This window comes from Stenotrophomonas sp. ZAC14D2_NAIMI4_7 (assembly GCF_003086675.1).
Classification (GTDB): Bacteria; Pseudomonadota; Gammaproteobacteria; order Xanthomonadales; family Xanthomonadaceae; genus Stenotrophomonas.
Map to the genome: position 1 here is coordinate 2,303,139 of NZ_CP025995.1, position 25,086 is coordinate 2,328,224.

The following is a 25,086-nucleotide window of genomic DNA, read 5'->3' on the forward strand; positions in this document are numbered from 1 at the left end:
CTACCAAGGCGCGGTAATGCAGGCCAACCAAGGTGGGCCCCGAAAATGGCAGGGAAATGCACGCCAACCACGGTTGGCTGCTACCGTTCCGCCCTCGCGAAACGGTGGATCTGCGCGCACTCCACCACGTCGGGGGGCTGCGCCATGCCGGCCAGTGCGATCATCGCCTCACCGATCGCGCGGTTGCTGACCGTCAGCGACGGCAGCACGCTTCCGGCCAGCCCCATCAACGGCGCGGCCACCCAGTAGAATGGCTTCATCAGCGCGTGCCGGGGCCCGGTGCCCGCCACCGGTTGTACGCCTGCGGGCCGCAACATCACCGTGCGCACCGGCAGTCGCGCCAGCGCCTGCTCGATCTCACCTTTCACCCGCAGCGGCATGATGCGACTGGCCGGGTTGGCATATGCCCCGGATACATACAGGAAGCAGCCCTGCGGATTGGCGGCGGCCCACGCGCGGGCGACGGCCAGCGTGGCGTCCACCGTCACCTGCCGGTATTCGGCCTCGGGCGTGCCCAGTGGCGGCGCACCTGCGCAGTAGAAACACGCATCGCATCCCGCCCACGGCAGATCGGCGTGCGCGGCCTGCAGGAAGTCGGGCAGCACCCGTTCCTCGAACCCCGCAGGGGCCGCGCCCTCGCGACGCACCAGCGCGGTGACCTGCGCCACCTCGGCAGACGCCGTGCACGCCTGCGCAACACCCTGCCCGACCAGACCGCCGCTACCGACCAGGAGAATCTTCATGGATTGCGTGTTGTCAGCGCTCATGCACGGGTCCTGCGGCGCGCTAGAGTTTCACAAAACGCTGGATCTTGCGCGCCAGCCAGCCGCTGAACACCAGCGGCGCGTCCAGCGCGGACACACAGATGCACGGCACGCCCGGCGCGGTAACCGGCTGGTGCTCGACCTCTTCATCAAGGTCAGCCACATCGCCCGGCGCGAACAGGCCCAGTGCATCGTTGTAGCTGCCCCGCAGGATCTGGGTCAGCTCACTCTGACCATGACTGTGCATGGGCAGGCACTTGCCCGGGGCGATCTTCAGCATGATCAGCGACGGCATCTGCGCCGCACGGATGCAATACACCCCCGGCGCGATCCAGCGCCAGCGCAGCTCCGACAGCGACGCACCGAAGTAGGGATGCAGGGCCGCCGGCAGGTGATCCGGGTTCGCCTGCGGGCGTTCGCTCGGTACTTCGCGGGCCGCCACGCAGGGCACAGCCAGTCCGCCATCGGCCTGGTCCATCTGCGCCAGCATGGCCATGCGCAGCTGCGCATGGCGCGCCTCGTCCACGGCAGGCTGGGTCTGCTCCAGCAGCACGGCACCGATCGCCTCGGCATCCCGCAGCCGCTGGCGACAGGCCGGGCACTGTTCCAGGTGCGCGGCTGCGACCACGCTCAACGCCGTCGGCAGGCCGCCGGACGCATAACTGATCAGCGTCGACTCGTGCAGATGGTGGCGCGGGCTCACTGGCCACCTCCCACCTTCGACTGCAACTGCAGGAAGGCCCGGCGCAGGTGTGACTTCACCGTACCCAGCGGCATGCCCAGCGCTGCAGCAATCTCACCGTGGCTGCGCGCCTCGAAGTAGGACATGCGCACCAGCCGTGCCTGCACCGCCGGCAATTCATTGATGCGCTGGCGCAGCCGTATCTGGTCGGCGTACTGTTCGGCACTGCTGCGCTCGACCACGTCGAAGCTGGCGGCATCGGCCACCGCGGCCTGCGCCTGCAGCCAGCCACGTTCATGGCGCACGCGGTCGATATGCAGGTTGCGCGCAATGCGGAACAGCCAGGTGCTCAGCGCGCCCTGCGCGGCATCAAAATCGGCCGCGCGCAGCCACAGGCGCAGCAACGCCTCCTGTGCCAGCTCCTCGGCGATCGCCGGTGTAGCCCCCAGGCCCCGCAGGTATACGCACAGGCGCGGCATGAAATGGTCGTAGATGCGCAGGAAGCAGGCACGGTCACGCAGCCGGGCCACACCGTCCATGTCACCGGTCCAGTTGGTGGGCTCACTGCTGGGCTGCTGGGCACTGGACACGAGACGGGCGGCGTCGAAAGGGCTGCGGGGCGGGCGGCGTTCAACATACATGGGCAGGGGCAGCAATCTGGTGAAGGCGGTTCCTGTGCCTCTACGCACGTAGGCGCCGTTTGGATGCAGCGGCCGTTGCATCCACCGGCCACCCCGCCACGTAGTACTGGCACACCTGAGGAAAAACGCCCATGCGCACCTGTGCCTACCTGCTGCTGTTGCCTGTCTGCGCCCACGCCGAACCCACCCTGCTGCGCAGCGAAGGGGTGGCCACGGCGGCGGACGGGCGCCTGGCCTACCGCGAGGTGCACTGGCAACAGGGCCCCGACGAAGGGGCGCAGCGCTGGGTGGAGTACCGCTGCGGATCAGGCCAGCCCTTTGCCCGCAAGCAACTGCCCGCCACCAGCCGCCCCGCCGCGCGTGGCTACAGCCTGCAGGACAGGCGCAGCGGCCAGGCTGCCACGCTGGACGTTTCCGCAACGGCCGTGCAGGTGCACTGGCGAGAAGCCGGCAACGCGGCGCCAGTGCAGGCACGGGTCGCGCTGCCGGCAGACGCGGTGATCGATGCCGGCTTCGATGCCGCCGTGCGCCAGCACTGGGACAGCCTGCTGCGCGGACAGCCGGTCACCCTGTCCTTCCTGGTGCCGGGGCGGCAGCGCTTCTACCCGCTGAAGGTGCAGTACCGCGGGGCGCTGCAATGGCAGGGCCAACCGGCGCAGTCCTTTGCCGTGCGCCTGGATGCCTGGTACGGCGCAGTGGCGCCCGGCCTGAGCCTGGTCTATGCCAACGCCGACCGTCGCCTGCTCGAGTTCAATGGCACCAGCAACCTGCGCGACGGCAAAGGACGCTACCCGCAGGTGCGCGTCGCCTTCAGGAATCCACCGGTCCCCGCCAGCCGCAGCCAGTGGCAGCGCGAGCAGGACGCGCCACTGGTCGCTGCCTGTGGTGTTACGACCAAGTGAATTGCTGCATGGATGCAAATGCGCTGCATCCAATCGCCCCACTGCTGCGTAGGAACCTGAAAACGCGCCTTCCGGAAACCGAACATGTCTGCAGCTGCGCCCCTGCCCCACCGACGCGCCCGCTTGCTGCGCACCCTGCGCCGCTGGTTCGACACCGGCAGCAGTGCGACCGAGGTGCCTGCAGCGCAGGCCGGGCGCATCGACTGGCTGCGCGCGGTGCCGTTCGTGCTGCTGCACGTGGCCTGCCTGGGCGTGATCTGGGTGGGCGTGTCTTGGATCGCCGTTGCGGTGGCGGTCGCGCTGTACGCCGTGCGCATGTTCGCCATCACCGGCTTCTACCACCGCTACTTCTCCCACCGCACCTTCCAGACCTCGCGACCGGTGCAGTTCGCGTTCGCGGTGATCGGTGCCGCCAGCGTGCAGCGCGGGCCGCTGTGGTGGGCCGCGCACCATCGCCATCACCACCGCCATGCCGACCAGCCGCAGGATCCACATTCCCCGAACGAAGTCGGCTTCTGGCGCAGCCACATGGGCTGGTTCCTGACCCGCGAAGCCTTCAGCACCGATCTGAGCCGCGTGCCTGACCTGGCCCGCTACCCCGAGCTGCGCTGGCTGGATCGCTTCGACATCGCCGTGCCGGTGCTGCTGGCGGCGGCCCTGTTCGGGCTGGGTGAACTGCTGCAGCACACCGCACCGGGCCTGCACACCAGCGGCCCGCAGCTGCTGGTGTGGGGCTTCTTCATCTCTACTGTGGTGCTGTTCCACGCCACGGTCACCATCAATTCGCTGGCCCATCGCTTCGGCAGCCGCCGCTTCGACACGCGCGATGACAGCCGCAACAACCTGTGGCTGGCCCTGCTCACCTTCGGCGAGGGCTGGCACAACAACCACCACTTCTTCCCCGGCACGGTGCGCCAAGGCTTCCGCTGGTGGGAAATCGACCTGACCTGGTACGGTCTGCGCGCGATGGCCGCGGTCGGCCTGGTGAAAGGACTCAAACCCATACCCGACTGGGTGCTGGCCAAGGCGAGGCACTGACATGCGCATCGCAATCATCGGATCGGGCATTGCAGGGCTGGCCAGTGCCTGGTGGCTGGACGGCGAACACGAAGTCACGCTGTTCGAGGCCAACGACTATCTGGGCGGGCATACCCATACCCATGACGTCACCGTCGATGGGCGCCCGCTCGCCGTCGATACCGGCTTCATCGTCTTCAACGAGCAGCACTACCCTCTGCTCACCGGCCTGTTCAATGAACTAGGCGTGGCGTCGCAGCCCACCACCATGAGTTTTTCCATGCACAGTGAGCGCAGCGGCGTGGAATACAACGCCACCTCGCTCGATGGCTTGTTCTGCCAACGCCGCAATCTGGTCTCGCCGCGTTTCTGGGGCATGTTGGCCGACCTGCGCCGTTTCTATCGCCAGGCGCCGGCCCTGCTGCAGGAAGAACACGGCCCCACTCTGGGCCAGTACCTGCGGCAGCACGGCTACGGCCAGGCCTTCGTCGATGAGCATCTGCTGCCGATGGCTTCGGCGCTGTGGTCATCGCCCACCGCCACGGTGCTGGACTTCCCGGCGCGCTACCTGGTGCAGTTCATGGCCAACCACCAGATGCTGCAGATGACCGGGCGCCAGCCGTGGCGGGTGGTACGCGGCGGCTCGGCGCGCTACGTGGATGCCCTGCGTGCGCGCTGGCAGGTGCGCGAGCGTCTGGAATGCCCGGTGCACGCGGTGGAGCGCCTGCCGTGGGGCGTGCGCATCCATAGTGCCGCCGGCGTGGAAGGCTTTGATGAAGTGATCCTGGCCTGCCACAGCGACCAGGCACTGGCCCTGCTGCAGCAGGTGGACCCGGTGGAACGCGCCGTGCTGGGCGCAATCCGCTATCAGCCCAATGAAGCCGTACTGCACACCGATGCATCGCTGTTGCCGCGCAACCGCAAGGCCTGGGCCGCATGGAATGCCCATGTGCCGCGCGAAGCCGATGCGGCCTGCACGGTCAGCTACTGCATGAACCTGCTGCAGGGTCTGCCCGGCGATACGCCGTTGGTGGTCACGCTGAACCGCAGCGATGCCATCGATCCAGACAAGGTGCTGCGTCGGCTGCAGTACGCGCACCCGGTGCACGACCACGCCGCCGTGCGCGCGCAACAGCGCTGGGGCGAAGTCCAGGGTCGCCACCACACCTGGTTTGCCGGCGCGTACTGGGGCTGGGGCTTCCACGAAGACGGCATCCGCAGCGCCCGCCGCGTGGTGGATGCGCTGCGCGAACGTACCGCCCAGGCCAGCAGCACCTTCGACGTGGAGGTGCCCGCATGAGCGGCAGCGCCCTCTACTTCGGCCATGTGCTGCACCGCCGCCACCAGCCGCACGCGCATGCGTTCCGCTACCCGATCGCCCAGCTGCTGCTGGATCTGGACGAACTGGACAGCGTGTTTGCCGGGCGCTGGTTGTGGTCGGTGAACCGCCGCAACGTGGCCGAATTCCGCCGCAGCGATTATTTCGGCGATCCGGACCAGCCGCTGGCCGATGCCGTGCGCGCCCATGCGGCCCGCGAGCTGGGCTATCGCCCGCAGGGCCCGGTGCGGCTGCTCACCCACCTGCGCTTTGGCGGCCATGTGTTCAATCCGGTCAGCTTCTACTACTGCTATCGCGCCGATGGACAGACCCTGGACTGCATCGTGGCCGAGATCACCAACACGCCGTGGAAGGAGCGCCACGCTTACGTGCTGCCGGTTGCGCGCGCCCTGCATGGCCACCAGGACCTGCGCTGGCAGTTCGACAAGGCCTTCCATGTGTCGCCGTTCATGGCCATGGATTGCCACTACGACTGGCGCTTCAGCCTGCCCGGCGAGCAACTGCGCGTGCACATGCAGGTCTGGCGCGACGGTGTGCGCCAGTTCGATGCCACCCAGAGCATGCAGCGCCGCCCGCTGGACGGCCCCGGCCTGGCCCGGGTGCTGGCCGCCTACCCGTTGATGACCGTGCAGGTGGTGGCCGCCATTCACTGGCAGGCCCTGCGCCTGTGGCTGAAGCGCAACCCCGTGCACGACCACCCTTCCCTTGCCGAGAAACCGCGATGAACGAACTCACTCCCTCGGTGGCCCTGGCCCCGCCCGGCGCGCTGGACGCCTTCCTGCGCCGCCGCCTGCTGGACCAGCTGGCACCGCTGCGCGAGGGCAGCCTGCTGGTGCGCGATGCCTTCGGCGAACAGCGGCTGGGCCAGGCCAGCGGCGAGCTGCACGCCACGGTGACCATCGAAGACCCGTCGTTCTATCGCAAAGTGGCGGCACAAGGCAGCGTGGGCGCGGGCGAGAGCTATATCGACGGTGATTGGCGCTGCGATGATCTGGTGGCGCTGGTGCAGCTGCTGGTACGCAACCGCGACCTGCTGGACGGCATGGAGCGCGGCCCGGCACGGGTGGGCGGCTGGCTGCTGCGCGGCTGGAACCGCCTGCGCCGCAACAGCCGCGCTGGCAGCCGGCGCAACATCGCCGCCCACTACGACCTGGGCAACGACTTCTTCAGCCTGTTCCTGTCGCCGGACCTGATGTATTCCTCGGCACTGTTTGCCAACGATCAGGAAACGCTGGAAACCGCATCGCGGCGCAAGCTGGACCGCATCTGCCAGCAGCTGCAGTTGCAGCCGGGGGACCGCGTGGTGGAGATCGGCACCGGCTGGGGCGGTTTCGCCCTGCATGCCGCACGGCACTACGGCTGCCATGTCACCACCACCACCATTTCCGCCGAACAGCACGCGCTGGCTCAGCAACGCGTGCGCGAGGCCGGCCTGCAGGACCGTATAACCCTGCTCACGCAGGACTACCGCGACCTGCAGGGGCCGTTCGACAAGCTGGTCTCGATCGAGATGATCGAAGCCGTCGGTGCCGAATACCTGGACACCTATCTGGCCACCCTGCAGCGCCTGCTGAAGCCCGATGGCGTGGCCCTGCTGCAGGCGATCACCATCGAAGACCATCGCTACGAGCAGGCGCGCCGCAGCGTGGACTACATCAAGCGCTTCGTGTTTCCCGGCAGCTTCATTCCCTCCATCAACGCGATCATGGCGGCCAAGACCCGCAGCAGCGACCTGCAGCTGGTGGCCCAGCACGACTTCGGCCATTCCTATGCCTTGACCCTGCGCGCCTGGCGGCAGCGCTTCCTGGCCCAGCGCAGCGCCGTGCAGGCACAAGGCTTCGACGCCCGCTTCTGCCGCCTGTGGGAGTTCTATCTGGCCTACTGCGAAGGCGGCTTCCTGGAGCGTTCGATCGGCGTGTCGCACCTGTTGCTGGCGCGCCCCGGCTTCCGCCCCGCCGGCAATGCCGGGCAGGCGGTGTGAGATGCGCCGCACCTGGATCAACCTGCTCGGTAACCAGGCGGTCTGGCTGTGCGCCGTGGCCGGTGCCGCGCGCGGCTGGCAGTGGCCGGCCCTGCTGGCCGCGACGATCTATATCGGCAGCCAGTTGATGACCTCGCCGCAGCCCCGGCTGGACCTGAAACTGCTGGCGCTGGCCCTGGCCTGCGCGTGGCTGGTGGACGGCGTGGTGGCCGCCACCGGCAGCGTGCGCTATGCCGCCGCCCCATTCGGCTGGGTACCACCCCCGTGGATCTGTGCACTGTGGGCCGCCTTCGCCATGACCCTGACCGCATCGATGGCCTTCCTGCAGCGGCATTGGCTGCTGCCGATCCTGTTCGGCCTGCTGCTGGCACCGCTGGCCTACCTGTCGGCCGCACGCGGCTTCGATGCGGTCGCCTTCGCTGAACCCCGTTGGCGGGGCCTGGCAATGCTGGGCCTGGGCTGGGCGGTGGCACTGCCGCTGCTGGTCGGCATGGCCCGCCATGGCGCCCGCGCACCGCGCCGGCCCCTGCTGCAGAGGGCGCGACCATGAGCGGCCTGCTGTGGGTGCTGCTGTATGCCGCGCTGGTGATGAGCTGGGGCTGGGCCTGGCAGCGCCGCCACGACAACATCGGCGTGGTCGATGTGCTGTGGGCCAAGGGCGTGGCGGCCGCTGCCCTGCTGCTGGCCTGGTTGGGTGAGGGTGCTCCGGCACCGCGCATCGCGCTGGCGGTGCTGGGCGGGCTGTGGGGCGCCCGGCTGGCCCTGCACCTGTGGCGGCGCGTGCGCCACGAAGACGAAGACGGCCGCTACCGCTACCTGCGTGAGCACTGGCACGGCCACCAGGGCAAGATCTTCGGCTTCTTCATGGCGCAGGCGCTGCTGGTGCTGCTGTTCGCACTGCCGTTCGTTGCCGTGGCCGCCAACACCAGCACGAAAATGGGCGGCTGGATCGCCGCGGCAGTGGCGGTCTGGCTGCTCAGCGTGGGCGGTGAAAGCCTGGCCGACCGCCAACTGGCGCGCTTCCGCGCGAACCCGGCCAACAAGGGCCGTACCTGCCGCGACGGCCTCTGGCGCTACTCGCGGCATCCCAACTACTTCTTCGAATGGCTGCACTGGTTCGCCTACGTGCTGCTGGCCGTGGGCTCGCCGCTGTGGTGGCTGGCCTGGGCCGGGCCGCTGCTGATGTACGTGTTCCTGCGTTATCTCAGCGGCGTTCCGTTCACTGAAAAGCAGGCGCTGCGCAGCCGTGGCGAGGACTACCGCCAGTACCAGCGCAGCACCCCGATGTTCTTCCCGTGGTTCCCCCGCTCGCCCAAGGATCCCTCGCCATGAATGCGGTCACTTCGCTCACCCCACCCACTCTGGTTGAAACCGGACTGACCGGCTGGGCCGAACGCGGCTGGCTGCCCGATGCTGCGCTGCGCTTGGGCATCCGCCGCATGTGTGCGCAACGCCTGGCCGAAGAACAGGCCGGTGGCCTGCAGGCGCAGTCTCAGCGGTTCCAGCAGCGTCTGCAGGAACTGTCCAGCAGCCCGCTTGCACTGCACGTGGATGCGGCCAACCGCCAGCACTATGAAGTGCCGGCCGCTTTCTTCCAGGCATGCCTGGGCCACCGGCTGAAGTACAGCAGCTGCTATTACCATACCGGTCACGAAACGCTGGACCAGGCCGAGGATGCGATGCTGGCGCTGTATGGCGAGCGCGCCGGGCTGGCCGATGGCCAGGACATCCTGGAACTGGGTTGCGGCTGGGGTTCGCTGACCTTGTGGATGGCCGAGCGTTACCCCAATGCCCATATCACCGCGGTTTCAAACTCGCACAGCCAGCGCGCGCACATCATGGCCCAGTGTGAAGCGCGCGGCCTGCGCAACGTGCAGGTGCTCACCCGCGACGTGAATCTGCTGGAGCTGCCCGGGCACGCCTTCGACCGCTGCGTGTCGGTGGAAATGTTCGAACACGTGCGCAACTACGCGCAGCTGCTGGGCCGCATCGCGCGCTGGCTGCGCCCGGACGGCGCGCTGTTCGTGCACATCTTCGCGCACCGCACGCTGATGTACCCGTTTGAAACCGAAGGCGATGACAACTGGATGGGCCGCCACTTCTTTACCGGCGGCCTGATGCCGGCAGCCGATACGCTGCTGCACTTCCAGCACGACCTGCAGCTGCAGCAGCGCTGGCTGCTGGACGGCAGCCACTACCAGCGTACGGCCAACCATTGGCTGGCCAACCAGGATGCAGCGCGCGAGCAACTGCTGCCGCTGCTGGCCCAGACCTATGGCAGCGACGCCGCCGCACGCGTGTGGTGGCAGCGCTGGCGCATGTTCTGGATGGCCTGCGCCGAGCTGTTCGGCTACGACAATGGCCAGCAGTGGCTGGTTGCCCACTACCTGTTCCGCCCCCGCTGAGCGAGGCCCACCATGCGCATGCCCCCGCTGTTTTCCCTGCTGGCCGTGGCCCTGTTCGGCGCCGGCTGCAGCAGCCAGGACACCCGCCCCCTGCCGCGCCCGGCATCGGTGGATGTGCCCCGCTTCATGGGCGACTGGTACGTGATCGCCCATATTCCGTCCTGGCCCGAGCGCGAGGCTTTCGATGCGGTGGAAAGCTACGCACCGCGCCCCGATGGCCGCATCCAGACAACCTTCATCTACCGCAAGGGCAGCTTCCAGGCACCGCTTAAGACCATGCACCCCATTGGCCGGGTGCAACCGGAAGGCGCCGGCGCGGTCTGGGGCATGCAGTTCGTCTGGCCCATCCAGGCCGAATACATCATCGCCTGGGTGGATACGGACTACGGCCAGACCATCGTTGGCCGCAGCAAGCGCGACTACGTCTGGTACATGGCCCGCACCCCGCAGGTAAGCGAAGCCCAGTACCAGCAGGCGGTCGCCCGCATCCAGGCGATGGGCTATGACATCAGCAAGTTGCGACGGGTGCCTCAATCCGTGCGCTAGGAACGCGAAGTGCCGTTCCAAAGGCCCATGGGCTGCCCCATAATCGCGCCTCCAAAATGGAGGAAACGTTTTCATGGAGAATGCAGCACCCGCCAATCCGCCCAAGGATTACCTGTTCGCCGCCATCCTGAGTATCTTCTGCGGCTTCTGGCCCTTCGGCATCGTGGCCACCATCTACGCCAACAAGACCTCGTCGCTGAAAGCGACCGGGCAGATGGGTCCGGCCGCCGTCACCTCGCGCAAGGCCCTGCGCTGGATGATCGCCTCGTTCGTGACCCTGCCGGCCCTGCTGGTGGTGCTGATCGGCTGGGGCCTGATCAACCGGGCCATGATGTAACCGCCGCACCGGGGGTGGTTTCCACCCCCAACGCGCCCTGCCCGCGCTGATATATAGTCTGCCCAGACAACCACACGGAGCAGGTCATGGGTCTGGTACAGGCGGTCAAGGGTGCGGTAGGCGGTGTTCTGGCCGACCAGTGGAAGGATTTCTACACCGTGCCGACGGGCCTGCCGTCCACGGCGGCGCTGTTCGCGGCGGTGCCGCGCGGCACCAATGCCGGGCGCGGCTCCAACACCAGCGGTTCGTCCAACATCATCAGCAACGGCTCGAAGATCGTCGTGCCCGAAGGCTATGGCCTGCTGCTGTTCCAGGACGGTGCCATCACCGCCTTCGTGGCCGAGCCCGGTGGCTATGAATGGCGCTCGGACGATCTGAATTCGCAATCGATCTTCGCCGGCGATGGGCTGGTCAGCACCTTCATCAAGCAGAGCTGGGAACGCTTCAAGTTCGGCGGCCAGCCCGGTTCGCAGCAGGCAGCGTTCTTTGTCTCGCTGAAGGAACTGCCGGACAACCGCTTCGGCACCCAGTCGGAAATCTACTGGGACGATGCCTTCCTCAATACCCAGGTCGGCGCGGTCACCCGTGGCTCGTACACGCTGAAGATCGTCGACCCGATCCTGTTCGTGAAGAACTTCGTGCCGGCCAGCTACCTGCAGCCTGGCCAGGTGTTCGACTTCACCGACATGGACAACGCCGCCGCCACCCAGCTGTTCAATGAAGTGGTGGGTTCGCTGGCGCCGGCCTTCAGCCTCTACAGCAACGACCCGGCCAAGGGCAACCGCATCACCAAGCTGCAGCAGGATTCGATCGGCTTCGCGCAGAGCCTGTCGGCCGCGGTGGAACAGGCCTACCAGTGGCAGAGCGATCGCGGCCTGGCCATCGTCAAGACGGCCATCGTCTCCATTGAATACGACGCCAACACCCGCGAACTGCTGAAGACCGTGCAGCGCGCCGATGCGCTGTCCGGTGCGCGCGGCAATTCCAACCTGCAGGCCAGTGTGGCCCAGGGCATCCAGTCGGCCGGCGAGAACGGCGGTGCGGCCGGCCTGGTGGGCGTGGGCATGGCCTCGGGCATGTTCGGTGCCGGCAACCTGCAGCAGCCCACCGCACCAGCGGCGGAAGACCCGGTGGCCAAGCTGAAGAAAGCCAAGGAAATGCTGGACCTGGGCCTGATCACGCAGAGCGACTACGACGCGCTGAAGGCCAAGGCGCTAGGGCTGTAACCGGCAGGACCGACCATCACCATGTCCGACCCACGCAACAGCCCGCCGCCCCTGCCCGCCGCGCCGCCCGCCGCACCCACGCCGCCCCCCCTGCCCGGGGCGGCGCTGGATGGCCCCGGCTCGCCGCAGGACGTCCCGCCGCCGCCCGGCAGTTTCCCGCTGGACACGTCCAAACTTCCGCAGGCGATCCGCGATGAGATCGAGGCGCCCGACCCGCTGGCCATCGATACCGCGGCCAGCGAACTGAAGGACGGCCTGAACCGCTGCCCCAAGTGTGGTGCCACCGATATCCGGCCACGCCTGGGCACCGACATCCTGGTCTGCCAGTTCTGCCGTCACGAATGGCATGGCGCCCGTGTGGAGGAAGCCTTTGGCCTGGGCGAGGCCATCGGCGAGCTTCGCGGCACGGTGATCGCCAGCGGCGCGCGCGACATCGATGCCGACCTGTCGGCACTGATGACCTTCAAGTGCACCGGCTGCGGCGCCGAAGTGACGGTCAACACCGAAAGCACCATGACCGCCCGCTGCCACTGGTGCCGGCACGTGTTCGGGGTGAACGAGCAGATTGCCAACGGTGCGGTGCCCGACGCGGTGCTGCCGTTCCATATCAGCAAGGACGACGCCGTCGCCCGCATCCGCCAGTTCGTGGACAAGCGGCGCTTGTTCGCGCTGAAGGCGTTCAAGGACCAGTTCACCCCGGAAAACGTGGTGGGCGTATACCTGCCCTACATGATCGTGGACGGCAACGTGAGCGCGGCGGTGGCCGGCAAAGGCGAGATCAAGACCCGCGAATACACCCGCGGCACGGAAAAGAACAAGCAGACCTACTACGACGCCGACATCTACCAGGTGGAACGCCAAGTGGATTTCACCGTGGACGATCTGCCGCTGGAATCCTCGGCCGACCGCGGCAACCTGGATACCCGCGCCAACACCAACAACATCATCAACACCATCCTGCCGTTCGATACCAAGAACGCAGTGAAGTGGAACGCCTCCTACCTGGCCGGCTTCACCTCGGAAAAGCGCGACCTGGACGTGGAAAAGCTGCGTCCGCGCCTGGAAGACCAGCTGCTGTCCATTGCCCGCGCGCAGGTGGAGCGCAGCGTGAACCGCTACGACCGCGGCGTGCGCTGGGAACAGGAACAACTGCAGGTGCACGGTACCCGCTGGGTGGCGATGTACCTGCCGGTCTGGCTGTATTCGTACCACCAGCCCGGCCGCAACGGCGGCATGCTGCACTACATCGCGGTGAACGGCCGCACCGGTGAAACCATGGGCAGCGTGCCGGTGCAGCAGTGGAAGCTGCTGCTGGCCGCGCTCACCACCGGCACGATCATCGAAGCCCTCGCAATCGCCTTCCTGATGGCAACGACATGAGTGATGACGCTGGTCTCTGGTTGCTGGCCGCAGGCCCGGCAGGCGCCACGGCGCTGTACTGGGCGCTGTACCGCTACTACCGCAACACCGACAAATCGCACGGGTTCGAACACGAAACCGAGATCGACGCCAAGCCGGTCACCGGCTCGGACCGGCGGGTGGACAGCATCACCGGCACCCAGGAACGGCGCGTGCGCGGTGACAACGTGCATGACTACCGCAAGCGGGTGGCACGGGTCGCGCCCGATCCCGACCGCAACGGGCCACCGGGCACCACGCCCTGACCACACCCGGCTGATCTAGACTGGCGCCCCTGCCGCTGGCGGCCGGGGCCCATTCTTTACCTGCCGAGACCGCCGTGAACGCTGCACCCCCGAACGATTCCCCTGCGGCACGCGCCACGGCCAGCGTGAACATGGCCCTGGCCGCCGGCGCCATCGTCGGCACCTGGTTCTGGGACGTAACGAACGACCAGCTGACCGTGGATGCCTACCTGGCCCGCGCCTTTGGCCTGGACCCGGCACTGGCCGGGCAGAAGCTGCAGCTGCACGATGTGCTGGGCGCCATCCACCCCGACGACCTGCCCGGGCTGACCACCGCCATCGATACCGCGGTGCGCGGCGGCGAACGCTTCGCCCATCCCTACCGGGCGCGCGGCGAAGATGGCCAGTACCACTGGCTGGAAGGCATCGGCCGGATCGAGCGCGATGCCAGCGGCCGCGCGACCGGGTTCCCAGGCGTACTGATCGACATTGACGAGCGCCTGCGCGTGCAGGCCGAGCGCGACCAGGCACAGGCGCTGCTGCGCTCGTTCATGGAAGCGGCGCCCGGCGTGATGTACGCCAAGGACCGCCAGGGCCGGCTGCTGATGGGCAACCATGGCGCCACCGAACTGATCGGCCTGCCGCCGCAGCAGTACGTGGGGCGCACCGACGCCGAACTGCTGGGCGACCCCGCGCAGGCCGCGGCGGTGATGGCCACCGACGAACGCATCATGGCCAGTGGCCGCACCGAACAGCTGGAAGAAAAGATCAGCTTCGCCGATGGCCGGCAGGCCTGGTGGCTGTCCACCAAGGCGCCGCTGCGCGATGCCGATGGCACCGTCATCGGCCTGGTCGGCACCTCGCTGGACATCACCGACCGCAAGGCCGCCGAAGCCCAGCGCCTGGATATCGAGGAGCGTTACCGGCTGGCCGCACAGGCCACCAACGATGCCATCTGGGATTGGCGCATCGTCGATGGCCACGTGATCTGGAACGAAGCGGTCAACCACTTGTTCGGCCACGCGGTGAAGAGCTCCTCGGCGCAGTGGTGGCTGGACCACATTCATCCCGACGACCGCGCACGGATCGACAGCAGCATCCACGCGGTGATCGATGGCCGCGGCAGTGCCTGGACGGACGAGTACCGCTTCCGCCGCGCCGATGGCAGCTACGCCGATGTGCTGGACCGCGGCGCCGTGCTGCGCGATGCACAGGGCCAGCCGCTGCGCATGATCGGTGCCATGCTGGATCTGTCCGCGCGCAAGGCCGCCGAAGCCGCGCTGGCCGACAGTGAAGAGCGCCTGCGCCTGGCCACCGAAGCCAGCGAACAGGGCTTCTGGGATGTGGACCTGGTGCGCGACCTGCTGATCTGGCCGGCCCGCACCAAGGCGATGTTCGGCATCTCCGCCGGCGCACACGTGACCATGGACGACTTCCGTGCCGGCCTGCACCCCGACGACCGCGAAGCCACATTGGCCGCGCTGGACGCCGCTGCTGATCCGGCCCGGCGTGCCAGCTACGATGTGGAATACCGTACCGTCGGCAAGGAAGACGGCATCGTGCGCTGGGTGGCCGCCAAGGGCCGCGGCATGTTCGAGCACGGCCAGTGCGTGCGCATGCTGGGCGTGGCCATCGACATCACCCGCCGCAAGGCCGCCGATGCACGCCTGCAGGAATTGAACGAACAGCTGGAAGCCCGGGTGCACGCCGAAGTGGCCGAACGCCTGCGGGTGGAGGATGCGCTGCGGCAGAGCCGGAAGATGGAAGCGGTAGGCCAGTTGACCGGCGGCATCGCGCATGACTTCAACAACATGCTGGCCACGGTCATCGGCCCGCTGGATCTGCTGGCACTGCGTATCGACAGTGGCGACAGCCGCGCCCACCGTTACATTGAAATGGCGCTCGATGGCGCCCAGCGTGCCGCGCAGCTGACCCAGCGCCTGCTGGCGTTCTCGCGGCAGCAGCCGCTGCAACCGGTCGCCCTGGACAGCAACCACCTGCTGGCCGGCATGAGCGACCTGCTGGTGCATTCGCTGGGCAGCAGCATCATGCTGGAAACCGTACTGGGCCGCGATCTGTGGTGGACCCACGCCGACGCCAACCAGCTGGAAAACGTGATCCTGAACCTGGCCGTGAATGCCCGCGACGCCATGACCGGCGGCGGCCGCCTGAAGGTCGAGACCGGCAACTGCCGCATCGACATCGGCAACGCGGCGTCCCATCCCGGCATTCCTGCAGGCGACTACGTGCTGATCGCGGTCAGCGACACTGGCACCGGCATGGCGCCGGACGTGCAGGCGCGCGCCTTCGATCCGTTCTTCACCACCAAGGACGTGGGCCAGGGCACGGGCCTGGGGTTGTCGCAGGTCTATGGCTTCGTGCAACAGTCGGCGGGCCATGTGGCGCTGGACTCCAGCCCCGGCAACGGCACCTGCGTGCGCGTCTACCTGCCGCGCCTGCTGGGTGAAGCGGCGCCGTCGGCGCGGCCGCCGTCACGCAGCCCGGCCACGCCGCCGGATGGGGGCGCCGAGCGCATCCTGGTGGTGGACGATGACGAGGCGGTGCGCCGCTTCTCGGTCGATGCGCTGACCGAGCTGGGCTACGACGTACTGTCCGCCGATGGCGCTGCCAGCGCCCTGCCCCTGCTCGATGCCCATCCGTCCATCGCCCTGCTGTTCACCGACGTGGTGATGCCCGAAGTCAACGGTCGCCAGCTGGCCGAGCAGGCGCTGGCCCGGCACCCCGGCTTGAAAGTACTGTACGCCACCGGCAACAGCCGCAATGCGCTGGTGGACGACGGTGTGCTCGATGCGCGCGTGCAGCTGATCGGCAAGCCCTTCACCATCGATGAACTGGCCACCCGGGTGCGGGTCGCACTGGCGCAGACCGGCTAGTTCACGCCTCCGATGCAGGGCCGGGGCCAGGCTGGGCGCACGCGCCCTTCCGCCGCTCCCCTCGAGGCACCGACCATGGCCATCCGCACCCGTTCCGTGCTGCTGTTGATGTCGTCCAGCCTGGCCCTGGCAGGCCCCCTGCCCGCCGCCGCGCAGGAAGTCCCGCCACCGGTCGGCGAACAGACCACTACGACCGAAACAACCTCCAGCGAAACCAGCCAGACACGCAGCAGCAGCGGCGAGTTGGACATCGCCATCGACGCCGCCGGTGACGACGACTGGGGCCACGGCGCACGCCACCGGCGCGACGATGTGGACGAGCGCGATCTGTTCGGCCAGTGGACCCTGGGCCAGGAAGGCGGCAACAGCTGCACCATTGAACTGAAGGACAGCACCTGGTTCGGTGGCTACGGCGCCTGGGTGCCGGCCGGCTGCCCCGATGGCGTGTTTTCGGTAAACCGCTGGCTGCTGTCGGGCAACGACCTGCTGCTGACCGATACCAACAACACGGTGATCGCGCGCTTCCGCCAGAGCGGCAGCGGCCGCTGGTCAGGGCGCCGGGTCGCCGACGGCGCCCGCCTCTACCTGAATCCCCAGGGATCGCGCTGACCACCGGCACAGCGTCTTTCCGAGTGTGCCCTGCTGCCCAGAACCGGCCGCAGGCGGTGCCTATACTGCGGCCGCCTGCCCCCGGGTTGCCGCTGCGCGACCGCCACGGGCAGGCAACGGACGGGATGTATCCGTTGGGCCCGCGGCCACGCCGCTGGCCCCCGCCGTGCTGTGCGACCCCATGCGGTTCCACCACACACCAGGAAGGATGCCATGCGCCTCACACGACGTGATTTTCTCGCAACCACCGCCAGTGCATCGCTGGCCTCGCTGGCGCCGGCGGCACTGGCCGACGATGCCCCTGCTGCCGCCGCAGCCGGCGCGGCGCGCTTCCAGCGCTACAACGTCACCAGCCCGCAGGGCCAGCGCATGCTGGCCAGCTATGCGCGCGGCATCCGCGCCATGCTGGCATTGCCGCCCGACGACCCACGCAACTGGTTCCGCAATGCCTTCGTGCACCTGATGGACTGCCCACACGGCAACTGGTGGTTCTACGTCTGGCACCGCGGCTACGTGGGCTACTTCGAACAGACCATCCGCAGCCTCAGCGGCGATCCGCAGTTCGCCATGCCGTACTGGGACTGGACCGAACTGCCGAAGATTCCACCGTCGATGTTCGAGGGCGTGCTGACCCCCACCGACGCGGCCTATTCGCGCTACACCCGCAACCTGGCGGTGTTCACCGATTTCATCAAACCGGCCCTGCAGCGCTACTGGGCCACCCTGGATCCGGACCAGCGCAAACAGTTGTCGCTGCGCGGCTACAACAGCATGGACGATGTCTGGAACGATGTGACCGGCTACAACGCCAAGGAACAGACCGGCATTTCCGGCAATGCCGCCTACGCGGTCACCTGCGGCGCCCGCTACCTGTGGAACGAACACCCGCAGCTGGACCCGAAGACCGCCTCGGCGGTATCGCCCGATACCATCCGCGCCGGCCCCTCACCGCAGGATTTCAACAACCCCGACATCAGCCGCAGTTTCACCAGTTCGCGCACCGCATCGCACGTGCTGCAACCCGACGGCGCCACGAAATTCTCGGTGCTGGAGGGCTTCCCGCACAACAAGGTGCACAACTGCATTGGCGGCGTCGGTGCGGTCGATCCCGGCCCTTACGGCAACATGACCAACTTCCTGTCACCGCTGGATCCGATCTTCTACCTGCACCACGCCAACATGGACCGCCTGTGGGATGTCTGGACCCGGCAGCAGCAACGCTTCGGCCGCCCGATCATGCCCACCGATCCGGCCACCCGCGAACAGTTCATGCGCGAACCCTTCCGCTTCTTCGTCGATGCCCAGGGCCGCCCGGTGGGAAACAAGACGGCGCGTGATTTCTTCACCACCCAGGCCTTCGACTACGACTACGCGTACGCTGCCGATACCGGCGCGGTGGCCGGCGCTGTTCCGGGTGCCGCCGAAACGACACTGGTGCGCGGCACCCGTGCGCAGGACGCGGTGCGTGTGGCCGTACCGCATGCGGCGGTGCGTGCGCACCTGGCTGCCACTGAACCGCGCCAGCTGATTGCCGAAGTCACCCTGCAGCGCCCGCACGGCCTGCAGAATGCGCGCGAGTTCGACGTGCTGGTGAACGCCCCGGCCGGCGTGCGCAGCGTGGATGCGGACAGCCCGTACTATGCCGGCACGGTGTCGTTCTTCGGTCCCAGCATGCCGGGCATGGACCACAGCCATCCGACCACGTTTGCGGTGCCCTTGCCGCAGAAGCTGGCGGCCTTCAGCAGGCTTTCGGCGGCCGCGGGCGGCAGCACCACGCTGGAAATCCGCCTGGTCGCCTCCTCGGGGCAGACGCCGCAGACGCTGCCGGTGCTGGATGCGGCGATCCTGGTGGCGCCGCCGCGCTAGCGTTCGACCTGCGGCAGCATGGCCACCGCGCCGTCGATCAAGGCCTGCATGCCGCGTTCGAACTCGGCTTCGGCCGCCGCTGCATCGTACGGGCGGCGGTCGGTGTCGATGGGCAGGTGGCGCGAGTACACCGTATCGGACAGCGCAACACAGTGGTAGGCCACGGTGGACAGCAGCCACGCCGCCTGCGCAACCGACAGACCATGTGCAGCGGCGAACGCGGCCTGGTGCTGCTGGATGCGCAGCACCATCTGCTCGGTCTTGGCACCGTGGGTGGCCAGGAACGGGGCCAGCCCCGGGTTCTGGTCCACCAGGGCGCGCAACGAACGATGGAACGCCAGCAGGTCGGCCTGCAGCGTACTGCCCTGCCCTGCGGCTATGGCCGGCGGCTGCCAGCGCTCGAAGATGACCTCGGCCACCAGGCTGCGCAGCGCGGCCAGGTTGGCCACGTGCTTGTACAGCCCAATGTGGCTGACGCCCAGCAGCCCGGCCACGCCCACGATGCTCAGCTTCGGCAGGGTCATCGCAATGCCGGCATCGGCGATCCGCTCGCGGGTGATCGACGGCGGTCGGCCGCGCGCGGCAGGTGTGTGGGGTGCAGCCATGGAACTCCGGTGCGGCAGATGGGCAGGAACCCGGCCATGGTGGTCACCGCGCGGGCGCAGGTCAATGCGCGCGATAGCGGCCGCGTTGCAGTGCCGTGAATTTAGTTTACTATTATGTAACTAATTCGCATTCGTACCCGGATTGGATTGCCGATGTCTGTTCTTCCCACCGCCGCGCCCGGCCAGGGCACGCTGCGCGGCGCCGACCACGATCGTGGCCTGCAGGCGCTGCAGGTCACCGTGGCCCACACCTGCCACGCCACGCCCAGCCTGCTGCGAGTGACCTGCGGTCTGCCGGCGCATGCGCCGCTGGCGCCCTGGCTGCGCGCCAACACCGCCGTGCGCATCCAGCTGGGCGCCGCGTTCGACGATGTCTCGCGCATCTACACCGTGCGCAGCGTGGATGCCGCACAGCGCCAGTTCGTGTTCGACGTGGTGCTGCATGCCGCCCCCGGCCCCATGCTGGCCTGGGTGCGCGCCCTGCAGCCGGGGGATGTGTTCGCACTGACCGGCCCGCGCCCGCACCTGCAGGTGCCCGAAGCGGCCGGCGGCCATGCGCTGCTGTTTGCCGATGCCAGTGCCGTGCCGGCCGTGTCTGCCCTGCTGCAGCAATGGCCAACCGCACTGCGGGCCGATCTCTGGATCGCCAGCGACGACGCGCAGGCCGTAGACGAACTGCCGGCCATCGAGGGCGTGCACCTGCACCGCCTGGCTGCCCCCGCGCCGAGCGACCCCACCCCGTTGCTGCGCACCGCCCAGGCCTGCGTGGCCGACAGCCGCCGGAGCGTGGTCTGGGCCGCCGGTGAGCGCGAGGAAATGCGTGCGCTGCGCCGTCATTTCCTGCAGCACGCGGGCCTGCCGCGCGAGGCCGTGGCCGTGGCCGGCTACTGGAAGCGCGGCGAAACCACCACCGAAACCGACCAGCGCCGTCGCCTGAACTACCAGCGTGTGCTGGACCAGGGCGGTGGCCTGCAGGATGTCGACGACCTCGCCGACGACATCTGACCCCTGTTCCAGCTCCGTGCCCGTGCAAGGTACGGAACCGTTGCACCCAGCCACAGTCCGCGCCCCTGCCCGCCGCAGGAACGGCGTGCGTTCTGCCAGCCACCTTGCCGTCTACGTCGCCCTGTGCGCAGGCCCGCGACGGCGTAGCCCTGGCCGAACCCACTCCCTCCCCTCGACGAGTATTGCCATGTCCCGCGTCATCGTTTCCCCCTTGCCATCGCTGCGCCCGCTGGTGCGCGCCGCACGCCTGGCGCTGCTGCCCTCGCTGCTGCTGGCCGCCACCGCGCACGCCGAAACAGGCCACACCGGCGGCGCCGCCGACCCTGCCACCGAACTGCCCTCGGTGAACGTGCGTGCCGACAAGGCAGACGACACCGGCACCTATGCCGGCGGCCAGGTCGCCCGCGGCAGCCGCGCCGGCCTGCTGGGCGAACTGGACTTCATGGACACTCCGTTCAACACGATCAGCTACACCGCCGACTACATCCAGAACCTGCAGGCGCCGGACCTGGTGCGGGTGATCGCTGCCACCGATCCCAGCGTGTACAACGGCGGCTCCACCGGCGGCATCACCGACTACTTCAGCATCCGCGGTTTCAGCGTTGCTTCCTCGGACATCGGTTTCGGCGGTCTGTACGGCCTGATTCCCTACTACCGCGTCTCGCCCGAGCTGGCCGAACGGGTGGAAGTGCTGAAGGGGCCGTCCGCGCTCTTGAACGGCATGCCGCCCGGCGGTTCGGTGGGCGGTGCGATCAACCTGGTGCCCAAGCGCGCCGACGATGTGCCCTTGACCCGCTTCACCGCCAGCTATGGCAGCGATGCACAGCTGGGCGGCCATCTGGATATCGGCCGTCGCTTCGGCGCGGACAAGCAGTTCGGCGTGCGCCTGAACGCCGTGCATCGTTCCGGCGACACCGCCACCGACAACCAGCAGCATCGCGCGCAGTTGGCGTCGCTGGGGCTGGACTGGCGCGGTGAGCGCAGCCGCGTATCGATGGATGTGTTCGCCAGCCGTGACCACGTGGATGGCCTGAACCGCGGCGTCTCGCTGGCCACCGGCCTGGCCGTACCGCGCCCGCCGAAGGCCGACACCCTGTTCGCACCGGACTGGACCTTCAGCAACGTCAAGGACCGGGGCGCCGCGCTGCGCTGGGAAATGGAGATCAACGACCACCTGTCCGCGCACGCCGCCTATGGCCATGGCAACACCGATTTCGATTCCATCGCCAGCGGTACCACCCTCATCACCAACGCCGCCGGCGACTTCCGCAACAACTTCGCCCACCAGCGCTTCAAATACAGCAAGGACCCGCCGAAGCCGGCCTGACGGCGCGCCTCCGCACCGGCGCGGTCGACCACGCGGTGGCCGTCAGCGCGGCCTGGTACCACCACGACTACCGCTTCGGTTTCCTGCGCAACATGCTGGCCAGCGATTGGGTCACCAATATCTACGATACCCATTGGGGCCCGGCCATCGACCGCAGCTACAGCAACGCCGCGCTGCCCAGGACCGGCGAAGTGCGTACCACCACGGTCGGCATTGCCGATACCCTGTCCTTTGCCGACGAACGCGTGCAGCTGACCCTGGGCATCCGCCGCCAGAACGTGCTCAGCGATACCCTGGACGGCAGCAGCGGCAAGCGCACGGCGCGCTACGACGCCAGCGCCAACACGCCGGCCGCCGCCTTGCTGTTCAAGGCCAGCGAGCGGCTGTCGCTGTACGCCAACTACATCGAAGGTCTCAGCCAGGGCAGCACCGCACCGGTCACCGCCGCCAATGCCGGCGAAGTATTCCCGCCCTACAAGACCCGCCAGCGCGAAGCCGGCGCCAAGCTGGACCTGGGGCGCATGGCCAGCGCGTTGAGCGTGTATGAGATCGAAAAGCCAGCGTCCTACACCGACCCGACCAGCAATCTGTTCTCCTTTGGCGGCCAACAGCGCAACCGTGGCGTGGAATGGACCGTGTTCGGCCAGGCCACCGAACAGCTGCGGGTGGTCGGTGGCATCGGCTGGCTGCAGCCCAGGCTGACCCGCACCCAGGGCGGCATCAACCAGGGCCGCCTGGCCACGGCCACCCCGCAGTGGCAGGGCAAGCTGGGCCTGGAATGGGACGTGGCCGGCGTGCCGGGCCTGACCGTCACCGGCAATGCCATCAGCCTGTCCAAGGGCTATATCAACGCCGACAACAGCCAGTGGGTGCCCGGCCGCACCGTCTACGACCTGGGCGCGCGCTATGCCACCCACGCCGCAGGCAAACCGCTGGTACTGCGCGCCAGCGTGCAGAACCTGACCAACAAGGCGTACTGGGCCGGCAGCCTCGGTTCCGGGCTGGGCGCACCGCGCACCGCCGTGCTGTCGGCCACGGTTGATTTCTGATCCCTGCCCGCGCCACGTCCGCGCGGCGTGGCGCCCTGGAGGTTGTTCCGGTGATTGATTCCCGCTGGGCAGCGCTGGCCGCATGGCTGCCGCTGCTGTCACGTATTGTCGCCGCCCTGCTGGGTGGCTATCTGCTGGCCGCGCTGTGCTGCGTGGCCGCGCTGTCGCTGCCCATCGATCCGCAGCAGGCAGTGTTCACCGGCATGTTGGCCAGCTTCCTGCTGTATGCCGGCGCGGTCGTGTGGGTGTTCGCCGTACGCTCGGCGCGCCGCGCCTGGGCCGGCCTGGCGCTGGTGGCGGTTCCACTGTGGCTGGCCGCGCTGGCCGTGCCCGGCACGGGGGGCGCATGAGCACGACCACTGCCCCACGTCCCGGCAAGCCCCGTGGCATCCGCCAGACCATGTCCGACCTGCATATCTGGGTGGGCCTGCTGGCCGGCTGGATCCTGTACGCCATGTTCCTGACCGGCACCGCCAGTTATTTCCGCGACGAGGTTTCGCGCTACACGCGGCCGGAGATCGCCACCCCGCAGCAGCTGCCGCCCGCAGCAGAAACCAGCGCACGGCTCATTACGCAGCTTCAGCACGACAGCCCCGGCGCCCGCCAGATCAGCCTGACCCTGCCCACCACGCGCACGCCCTGGGTAGCGGCCATGTGGGCCCCCGCGGGCGGGGGTGGCGGTCGCCATGGTTTCCAGTCGGGGCTGTTCGATGCGGCCACCGGCACGCCGCTGCCCGCGCGCGATACTGCCGGTGGCGACTTTTTCTACGCCTTCCACTTCAACCTGCACTACATGCCCGCGTTGTGGGCGCGCTGGATCGTCGGCCTGTGCGCCATGTTCATGCTGGTGGCCATCGTCAGCGGGGTGATCACCCACAAGAAGATCTTCGCCGACTTCTTCACCTTCCGCTGGGGCAAGGGCCAGCGCTCGTGGCTGGATGGCCATGCGGCGGTATCGGTCCTGGGCCTGCCCTTCCACTTCATGATCACTTGGAGCGGGCTGGTCATGCTGGCGGTGCTGTACATGCCCTGGGGCCTGTCGAAACTGCCTGACAAGCGCCAGCAACAGCAGGTGACCAGTGAAATGCGGCTGTCATTGCCGCGCCAGCCTGCCGCCGGCGTAGCCGCCGCGCTGGTCGATGTCGCGCCGCTGGTAGCGCAGGCCGAGCAGCGCTGGGGTGTCGGCAGCATCGGCGGCGTGCAGGTGCAGAACCCCGGCGATGCCGCCGCGCGGGTGGCGGTGGTGCGTGCGCAGTCCAGCCGTGTGTCCACCACGCCGCATTACCTGCTGTTCGATGGCAGCAGCGGCCGCCTGCTGCAGGCCAAGGAGCATTCCGGCGCGGCCGCGCAGACCCAGGGCGTGCTGTACGGCCTGCACCTGGGCCGCTTCGCCGACGCCGCCACGCGCTGGCTGTACTTCGTGGTCAGCCTGGCCGGCACGGCGATGGTCGGCACCGGCCTGGTGCTGTGGACGGTGAAACGGCGAAGCCAACTGCCGGACCCGCAGCGCCCGTACTTCGGCTTCCGTCTGGTGGAACGCCTGAACATCGCCACGGTCGCCGGATTGTCGGTGGCCATGGCCGCGTTCTTCTGGGCCAACCGCCTGCTGCCGATCAGCCTGCAGCAACGGGCCGCCTGGGAAGTGCATGTGTTCTTCATCGTGTGGGCGGCCACGCTGGTCCATGCCTGCCTGCGCACGCCCAAACGCGCCTGGGTGGAGCAGTTCTGCCTGGCGGCGCTGCTGCTGGCCCTGGTGCCGGTACTGAACGCAACGACCACCGCACGCCCGTTGTGGGTCACCCTGCCCGCCGGCGATTGGGCCTTTGCCGGCACCGACCTGACCCTGCTGGCACTGGCCGGCCTGCACGCTTGCTTGGCCTGGCGCACCTGGCGGTTCACCCCGCGCACCACCCGTGCACGCGCGCCACGCACTGCGGCTGCGGCTGCCAGCGGGGTGGCCTCGTGATGCACGCCCTGCTGTTGCTGCTGTGCGGCGCCGGCTTTGCCTGCCTGGCGCTGGCGATGGAACGGCACCAGCGCGACCTGCTGGGCCGCTGCCTCGTACCGGCAAGCTCACTGCGCTGGCGATTGGCCGGCTGGAGCCTGCTGCTGATCGCGCTCGGCGTGGCCATTGCACTGCGCGGCGTTGGCCTGGGGCTGGCGCTGTATTCGGGCCATACCAGCGTGGCCGCCGGTGCGGTGGTGCTGGCCCTGGTGGCGCACGCCAGGCGTTGAATGCGGCAATGCA

General features: G+C 68.3%; 25 protein-coding genes and 1 pseudogene. 22 read left to right on the forward strand and 4 right to left on the reverse strand.

From position 1 onward, the window contains the following. Window positions 1–80 precede the first annotated feature (80 nt). Genes C1922_RS10585 through C1922_RS10595 form a run of 3 tightly spaced genes read right to left on the reverse strand, consistent with a single transcriptional unit; the run spans window position 81 to window position 2,087 of the window. On the reverse strand, window positions 81–767 hold the full coding sequence (locus C1922_RS10585) for an oxidoreductase (protein WP_108749711.1): 687 nt from the start codon (window positions 765–767) through the stop codon (window positions 81–83). Between the two features lie 19 nt (window positions 768–786). After that, window positions 787–1,467 carry a ChrR family anti-sigma-E factor gene (locus C1922_RS10590; RefSeq protein ID WP_108749712.1) on the reverse strand — a complete coding sequence of 227 codons (681 nt, stop codon included), beginning with the start codon at window positions 1,465–1,467 and terminating at the stop codon, window positions 787–789. Continuing rightward, on the reverse strand, window positions 1,464–2,087 hold the full coding sequence (locus C1922_RS10595) for a sigma-70 family RNA polymerase sigma factor (protein ID WP_108749713.1): 624 nt from the start codon (window positions 2,085–2,087) through the stop codon (window positions 1,464–1,466). The genes C1922_RS10590 and C1922_RS10595 overlap by 4 nt, the downstream gene beginning before the upstream one ends. Before the next feature lie 131 nt (window positions 2,088–2,218). Between C1922_RS10595 and C1922_RS10600 the strand changes: the two genes are divergently transcribed. The 16 genes from C1922_RS10600 (at window position 2,219) to C1922_RS10675 (ending at window position 18,852) form a co-directional block, all read left to right on the forward strand. After that, a complete protein-coding gene (locus tag C1922_RS10600; RefSeq protein WP_108749714.1) occupies window positions 2,219–2,989 on the forward strand; it encodes a hypothetical protein in 771 nt (256 codons plus the stop codon). An 84-nt stretch (window positions 2,990–3,073) separates the two neighbouring features. Further along, window positions 3,074–4,027: an acyl-CoA desaturase gene (locus C1922_RS10605; RefSeq protein ID WP_108749715.1), complete on the forward strand. Its 954-nt coding sequence runs from the start codon at window positions 3,074–3,076 to the stop codon at window positions 4,025–4,027. A gap of 1 nt (window position 4,028) precedes the next feature. Beyond that, window positions 4,029–5,306, forward strand: a complete 1,278-nt coding sequence (locus tag C1922_RS10610) for an FAD-dependent oxidoreductase (RefSeq protein ID WP_108749716.1) — start codon at window positions 4,029–4,031, stop codon at window positions 5,304–5,306. Next, window positions 5,303–6,070, forward strand: a complete 768-nt coding sequence (locus C1922_RS10615; protein WP_108749717.1) for a DUF1365 domain-containing protein — start codon at window positions 5,303–5,305, stop codon at window positions 6,068–6,070. The genes C1922_RS10610 and C1922_RS10615 overlap by 4 nt, the downstream gene beginning before the upstream one ends. Continuing rightward, on the forward strand, window positions 6,067–7,326 hold the full coding sequence (locus C1922_RS10620; RefSeq protein ID WP_108749718.1) for a cyclopropane-fatty-acyl-phospholipid synthase family protein: 1,260 nt from the start codon (window positions 6,067–6,069) through the stop codon (window positions 7,324–7,326). Before C1922_RS10615 ends, C1922_RS10620 begins: the two co-directional genes overlap by 4 nt. Before the next feature lies 1 nt (window position 7,327). Further along, window positions 7,328–7,876, forward strand: a complete 549-nt coding sequence (locus C1922_RS10625; protein WP_108749719.1) for a DUF2878 domain-containing protein — start codon at window positions 7,328–7,330, stop codon at window positions 7,874–7,876. Continuing rightward, window positions 7,873–8,658: a DUF1295 domain-containing protein gene (locus C1922_RS10630; protein ID WP_108749720.1), complete on the forward strand. Its 786-nt coding sequence runs from the start codon at window positions 7,873–7,875 to the stop codon at window positions 8,656–8,658. Before C1922_RS10625 ends, C1922_RS10630 begins: the two co-directional genes overlap by 4 nt. Next, window positions 8,655–9,731, forward strand: a complete 1,077-nt coding sequence (locus C1922_RS10635; RefSeq protein WP_108749721.1) for a class I SAM-dependent methyltransferase — start codon at window positions 8,655–8,657, stop codon at window positions 9,729–9,731. Before C1922_RS10630 ends, C1922_RS10635 begins: the two co-directional genes overlap by 4 nt. A gap of 12 nt (window positions 9,732–9,743) precedes the next feature. Beyond that, a complete protein-coding gene (locus tag C1922_RS10640; protein WP_108749722.1) occupies window positions 9,744–10,277 on the forward strand; it encodes a lipocalin family protein in 534 nt (177 codons plus the stop codon). Between the two features lie 73 nt (window positions 10,278–10,350). Beyond that, complete coding sequence (locus tag C1922_RS10645) at window positions 10,351–10,614, forward strand: CD225/dispanin family protein (RefSeq protein WP_108749723.1); 264 nt, start codon at window positions 10,351–10,353, stop codon at window positions 10,612–10,614. Between the two features lie 86 nt (window positions 10,615–10,700). After that, window positions 10,701–11,840 carry an SPFH domain-containing protein gene (locus tag C1922_RS10650; protein ID WP_108749724.1) on the forward strand — a complete coding sequence of 380 codons (1,140 nt, stop codon included), beginning with the start codon at window positions 10,701–10,703 and terminating at the stop codon, window positions 11,838–11,840. Between the two features lie 21 nt (window positions 11,841–11,861). Next, window positions 11,862–13,220 (forward strand): hypothetical protein, encoded by a 1,359-nt coding sequence (locus C1922_RS10655; protein ID WP_108749725.1) that lies wholly within the window; start codon window positions 11,862–11,864, stop codon window positions 13,218–13,220. Continuing rightward, window positions 13,217–13,504 (forward strand): hypothetical protein, encoded by a 288-nt coding sequence (locus C1922_RS10660; RefSeq protein WP_108749726.1) that lies wholly within the window; start codon window positions 13,217–13,219, stop codon window positions 13,502–13,504. Before C1922_RS10655 ends, C1922_RS10660 begins: the two co-directional genes overlap by 4 nt. 74 nt (window positions 13,505–13,578) lie before the next feature. Further along, entirely contained in the window at window positions 13,579–16,377 is a 2,799-nt protein-coding gene (locus C1922_RS10665; RefSeq protein WP_234413283.1) for a PAS domain-containing protein, read from the forward strand. Between the two features lie 75 nt (window positions 16,378–16,452). Beyond that, window positions 16,453–16,986 (forward strand): AprI/Inh family metalloprotease inhibitor, encoded by a 534-nt coding sequence (locus C1922_RS10670; protein ID WP_234413284.1) that lies wholly within the window; start codon window positions 16,453–16,455, stop codon window positions 16,984–16,986. A gap of 213 nt (window positions 16,987–17,199) precedes the next feature. Continuing rightward, a complete protein-coding gene (locus C1922_RS10675) occupies window positions 17,200–18,852 on the forward strand; it encodes a tyrosinase family protein (protein ID WP_108749727.1) in 1,653 nt (550 codons plus the stop codon). On the opposite strand, the gene C1922_RS10680 is transcribed toward C1922_RS10675, so the two are convergent. Then, entirely contained in the window at window positions 18,849–19,457 is a 609-nt protein-coding gene (locus C1922_RS10680) for a TetR family transcriptional regulator (RefSeq protein ID WP_108749728.1), read from the reverse strand. The genes C1922_RS10675 and C1922_RS10680 overlap by 4 nt on opposite strands. A gap of 153 nt (window positions 19,458–19,610) precedes the next feature. Here C1922_RS10680 and C1922_RS10685 point away from each other — a divergent pair, with 153 nt between their 5' ends. From C1922_RS10685 to C1922_RS10705, 6 genes and pseudogenes are all read left to right on the forward strand, one after another. Next, complete coding sequence (locus C1922_RS10685) at window positions 19,611–20,462, forward strand: siderophore-interacting protein (protein ID WP_108749729.1); 852 nt, start codon at window positions 19,611–19,613, stop codon at window positions 20,460–20,462. Between the two features lie 442 nt (window positions 20,463–20,904). Next, window positions 20,905–21,138 (forward strand): annotated as a pseudogene (locus tag C1922_RS20665) (TonB-dependent receptor plug domain-containing protein); the annotation flags it as partial. A gap of 473 nt (window positions 21,139–21,611) precedes the next feature. Then, on the forward strand, window positions 21,612–22,838 hold the full coding sequence (locus C1922_RS20670; RefSeq protein ID WP_234413512.1) for a TonB-dependent receptor: 1,227 nt from the start codon (window positions 21,612–21,614) through the stop codon (window positions 22,836–22,838). 50 nt (window positions 22,839–22,888) lie between these two features. Further along, complete coding sequence (locus C1922_RS10695) at window positions 22,889–23,188, forward strand: DUF3649 domain-containing protein (RefSeq protein ID WP_108749730.1); 300 nt, start codon at window positions 22,889–22,891, stop codon at window positions 23,186–23,188. After that, window positions 23,185–24,804 (forward strand): PepSY-associated TM helix domain-containing protein, encoded by a 1,620-nt coding sequence (locus tag C1922_RS10700; RefSeq protein WP_108749731.1) that lies wholly within the window; start codon window positions 23,185–23,187, stop codon window positions 24,802–24,804. The genes C1922_RS10695 and C1922_RS10700 overlap by 4 nt, the downstream gene beginning before the upstream one ends. Then, the gene (locus tag C1922_RS10705) at window positions 24,804–25,073 is read left to right on the forward strand and encodes a DUF3325 domain-containing protein (protein WP_234413285.1); all 270 of its coding nucleotides are present in this window, start codon (window positions 24,804–24,806) and stop codon (window positions 25,071–25,073) included. Before C1922_RS10700 ends, C1922_RS10705 begins: the two co-directional genes overlap by 1 nt. Window positions 25,074–25,086: the final 13 nt, after the last annotated feature.

What these genes read in the sequence shown, in the direction of transcription:
- C1922_RS10610 (WP_108749716.1), top strand. Translation starts at nt 4,029, where the DNA reads ATGCGCATCGCAATCATCGGATCGGGCATTGCAGGGCTGGCCAGTGCC.
- C1922_RS10680 (WP_108749728.1), bottom strand. Translation starts at nt 19,457, where the DNA reads ATGGCTGCACCCCACACACCTGCCGCGCGCGGCCGACCGCCGTCGATC.
- C1922_RS10635 (WP_108749721.1), top strand. Translation starts at nt 8,655, where the DNA reads ATGAATGCGGTCACTTCGCTCACCCCACCCACTCTGGTTGAAACCGGA.
- C1922_RS10600 (WP_108749714.1), top strand. Translation starts at nt 2,219, where the DNA reads ATGCGCACCTGTGCCTACCTGCTGCTGTTGCCTGTCTGCGCCCACGCC.
- C1922_RS10655 (WP_108749725.1), top strand. Translation starts at nt 11,862, where the DNA reads ATGTCCGACCCACGCAACAGCCCGCCGCCCCTGCCCGCCGCGCCGCCC.
- C1922_RS10585 (WP_108749711.1), bottom strand. Translation starts at nt 767, where the DNA reads ATGAGCGCTGACAACACGCAATCCATGAAGATTCTCCTGGTCGGTAGC.
- C1922_RS10640 (WP_108749722.1), top strand. Translation starts at nt 9,744, where the DNA reads ATGCGCATGCCCCCGCTGTTTTCCCTGCTGGCCGTGGCCCTGTTCGGC.
- C1922_RS10645 (WP_108749723.1), top strand. Translation starts at nt 10,351, where the DNA reads ATGGAGAATGCAGCACCCGCCAATCCGCCCAAGGATTACCTGTTCGCC.
- C1922_RS10620 (WP_108749718.1), top strand. Translation starts at nt 6,067, where the DNA reads ATGAACGAACTCACTCCCTCGGTGGCCCTGGCCCCGCCCGGCGCGCTG.
- C1922_RS10700 (WP_108749731.1), top strand. Translation starts at nt 23,185, where the DNA reads ATGAGCACGACCACTGCCCCACGTCCCGGCAAGCCCCGTGGCATCCGC.
- C1922_RS10705 (WP_234413285.1), top strand. Translation starts at nt 24,804, where the DNA reads ATGCACGCCCTGCTGTTGCTGCTGTGCGGCGCCGGCTTTGCCTGCCTG.
- C1922_RS10650 (WP_108749724.1), top strand. Translation starts at nt 10,701, where the DNA reads ATGGGTCTGGTACAGGCGGTCAAGGGTGCGGTAGGCGGTGTTCTGGCC.
- C1922_RS10630 (WP_108749720.1), top strand. Translation starts at nt 7,873, where the DNA reads ATGAGCGGCCTGCTGTGGGTGCTGCTGTATGCCGCGCTGGTGATGAGC.
- C1922_RS10615 (WP_108749717.1), top strand. Translation starts at nt 5,303, where the DNA reads ATGAGCGGCAGCGCCCTCTACTTCGGCCATGTGCTGCACCGCCGCCAC.
- C1922_RS10595 (WP_108749713.1), bottom strand. Translation starts at nt 2,087, where the DNA reads ATGTATGTTGAACGCCGCCCGCCCCGCAGCCCTTTCGACGCCGCCCGT.
- C1922_RS10675 (WP_108749727.1), top strand. Translation starts at nt 17,200, where the DNA reads ATGCGCCTCACACGACGTGATTTTCTCGCAACCACCGCCAGTGCATCG.
- C1922_RS10685 (WP_108749729.1), top strand. Translation starts at nt 19,611, where the DNA reads ATGTCTGTTCTTCCCACCGCCGCGCCCGGCCAGGGCACGCTGCGCGGC.
- C1922_RS10625 (WP_108749719.1), top strand. Translation starts at nt 7,328, where the DNA reads ATGCGCCGCACCTGGATCAACCTGCTCGGTAACCAGGCGGTCTGGCTG.
- C1922_RS10660 (WP_108749726.1), top strand. Translation starts at nt 13,217, where the DNA reads ATGAGTGATGACGCTGGTCTCTGGTTGCTGGCCGCAGGCCCGGCAGGC.
- C1922_RS10670 (WP_234413284.1), top strand. Translation starts at nt 16,453, where the DNA reads ATGGCCATCCGCACCCGTTCCGTGCTGCTGTTGATGTCGTCCAGCCTG.
- C1922_RS10605 (WP_108749715.1), top strand. Translation starts at nt 3,074, where the DNA reads ATGTCTGCAGCTGCGCCCCTGCCCCACCGACGCGCCCGCTTGCTGCGC.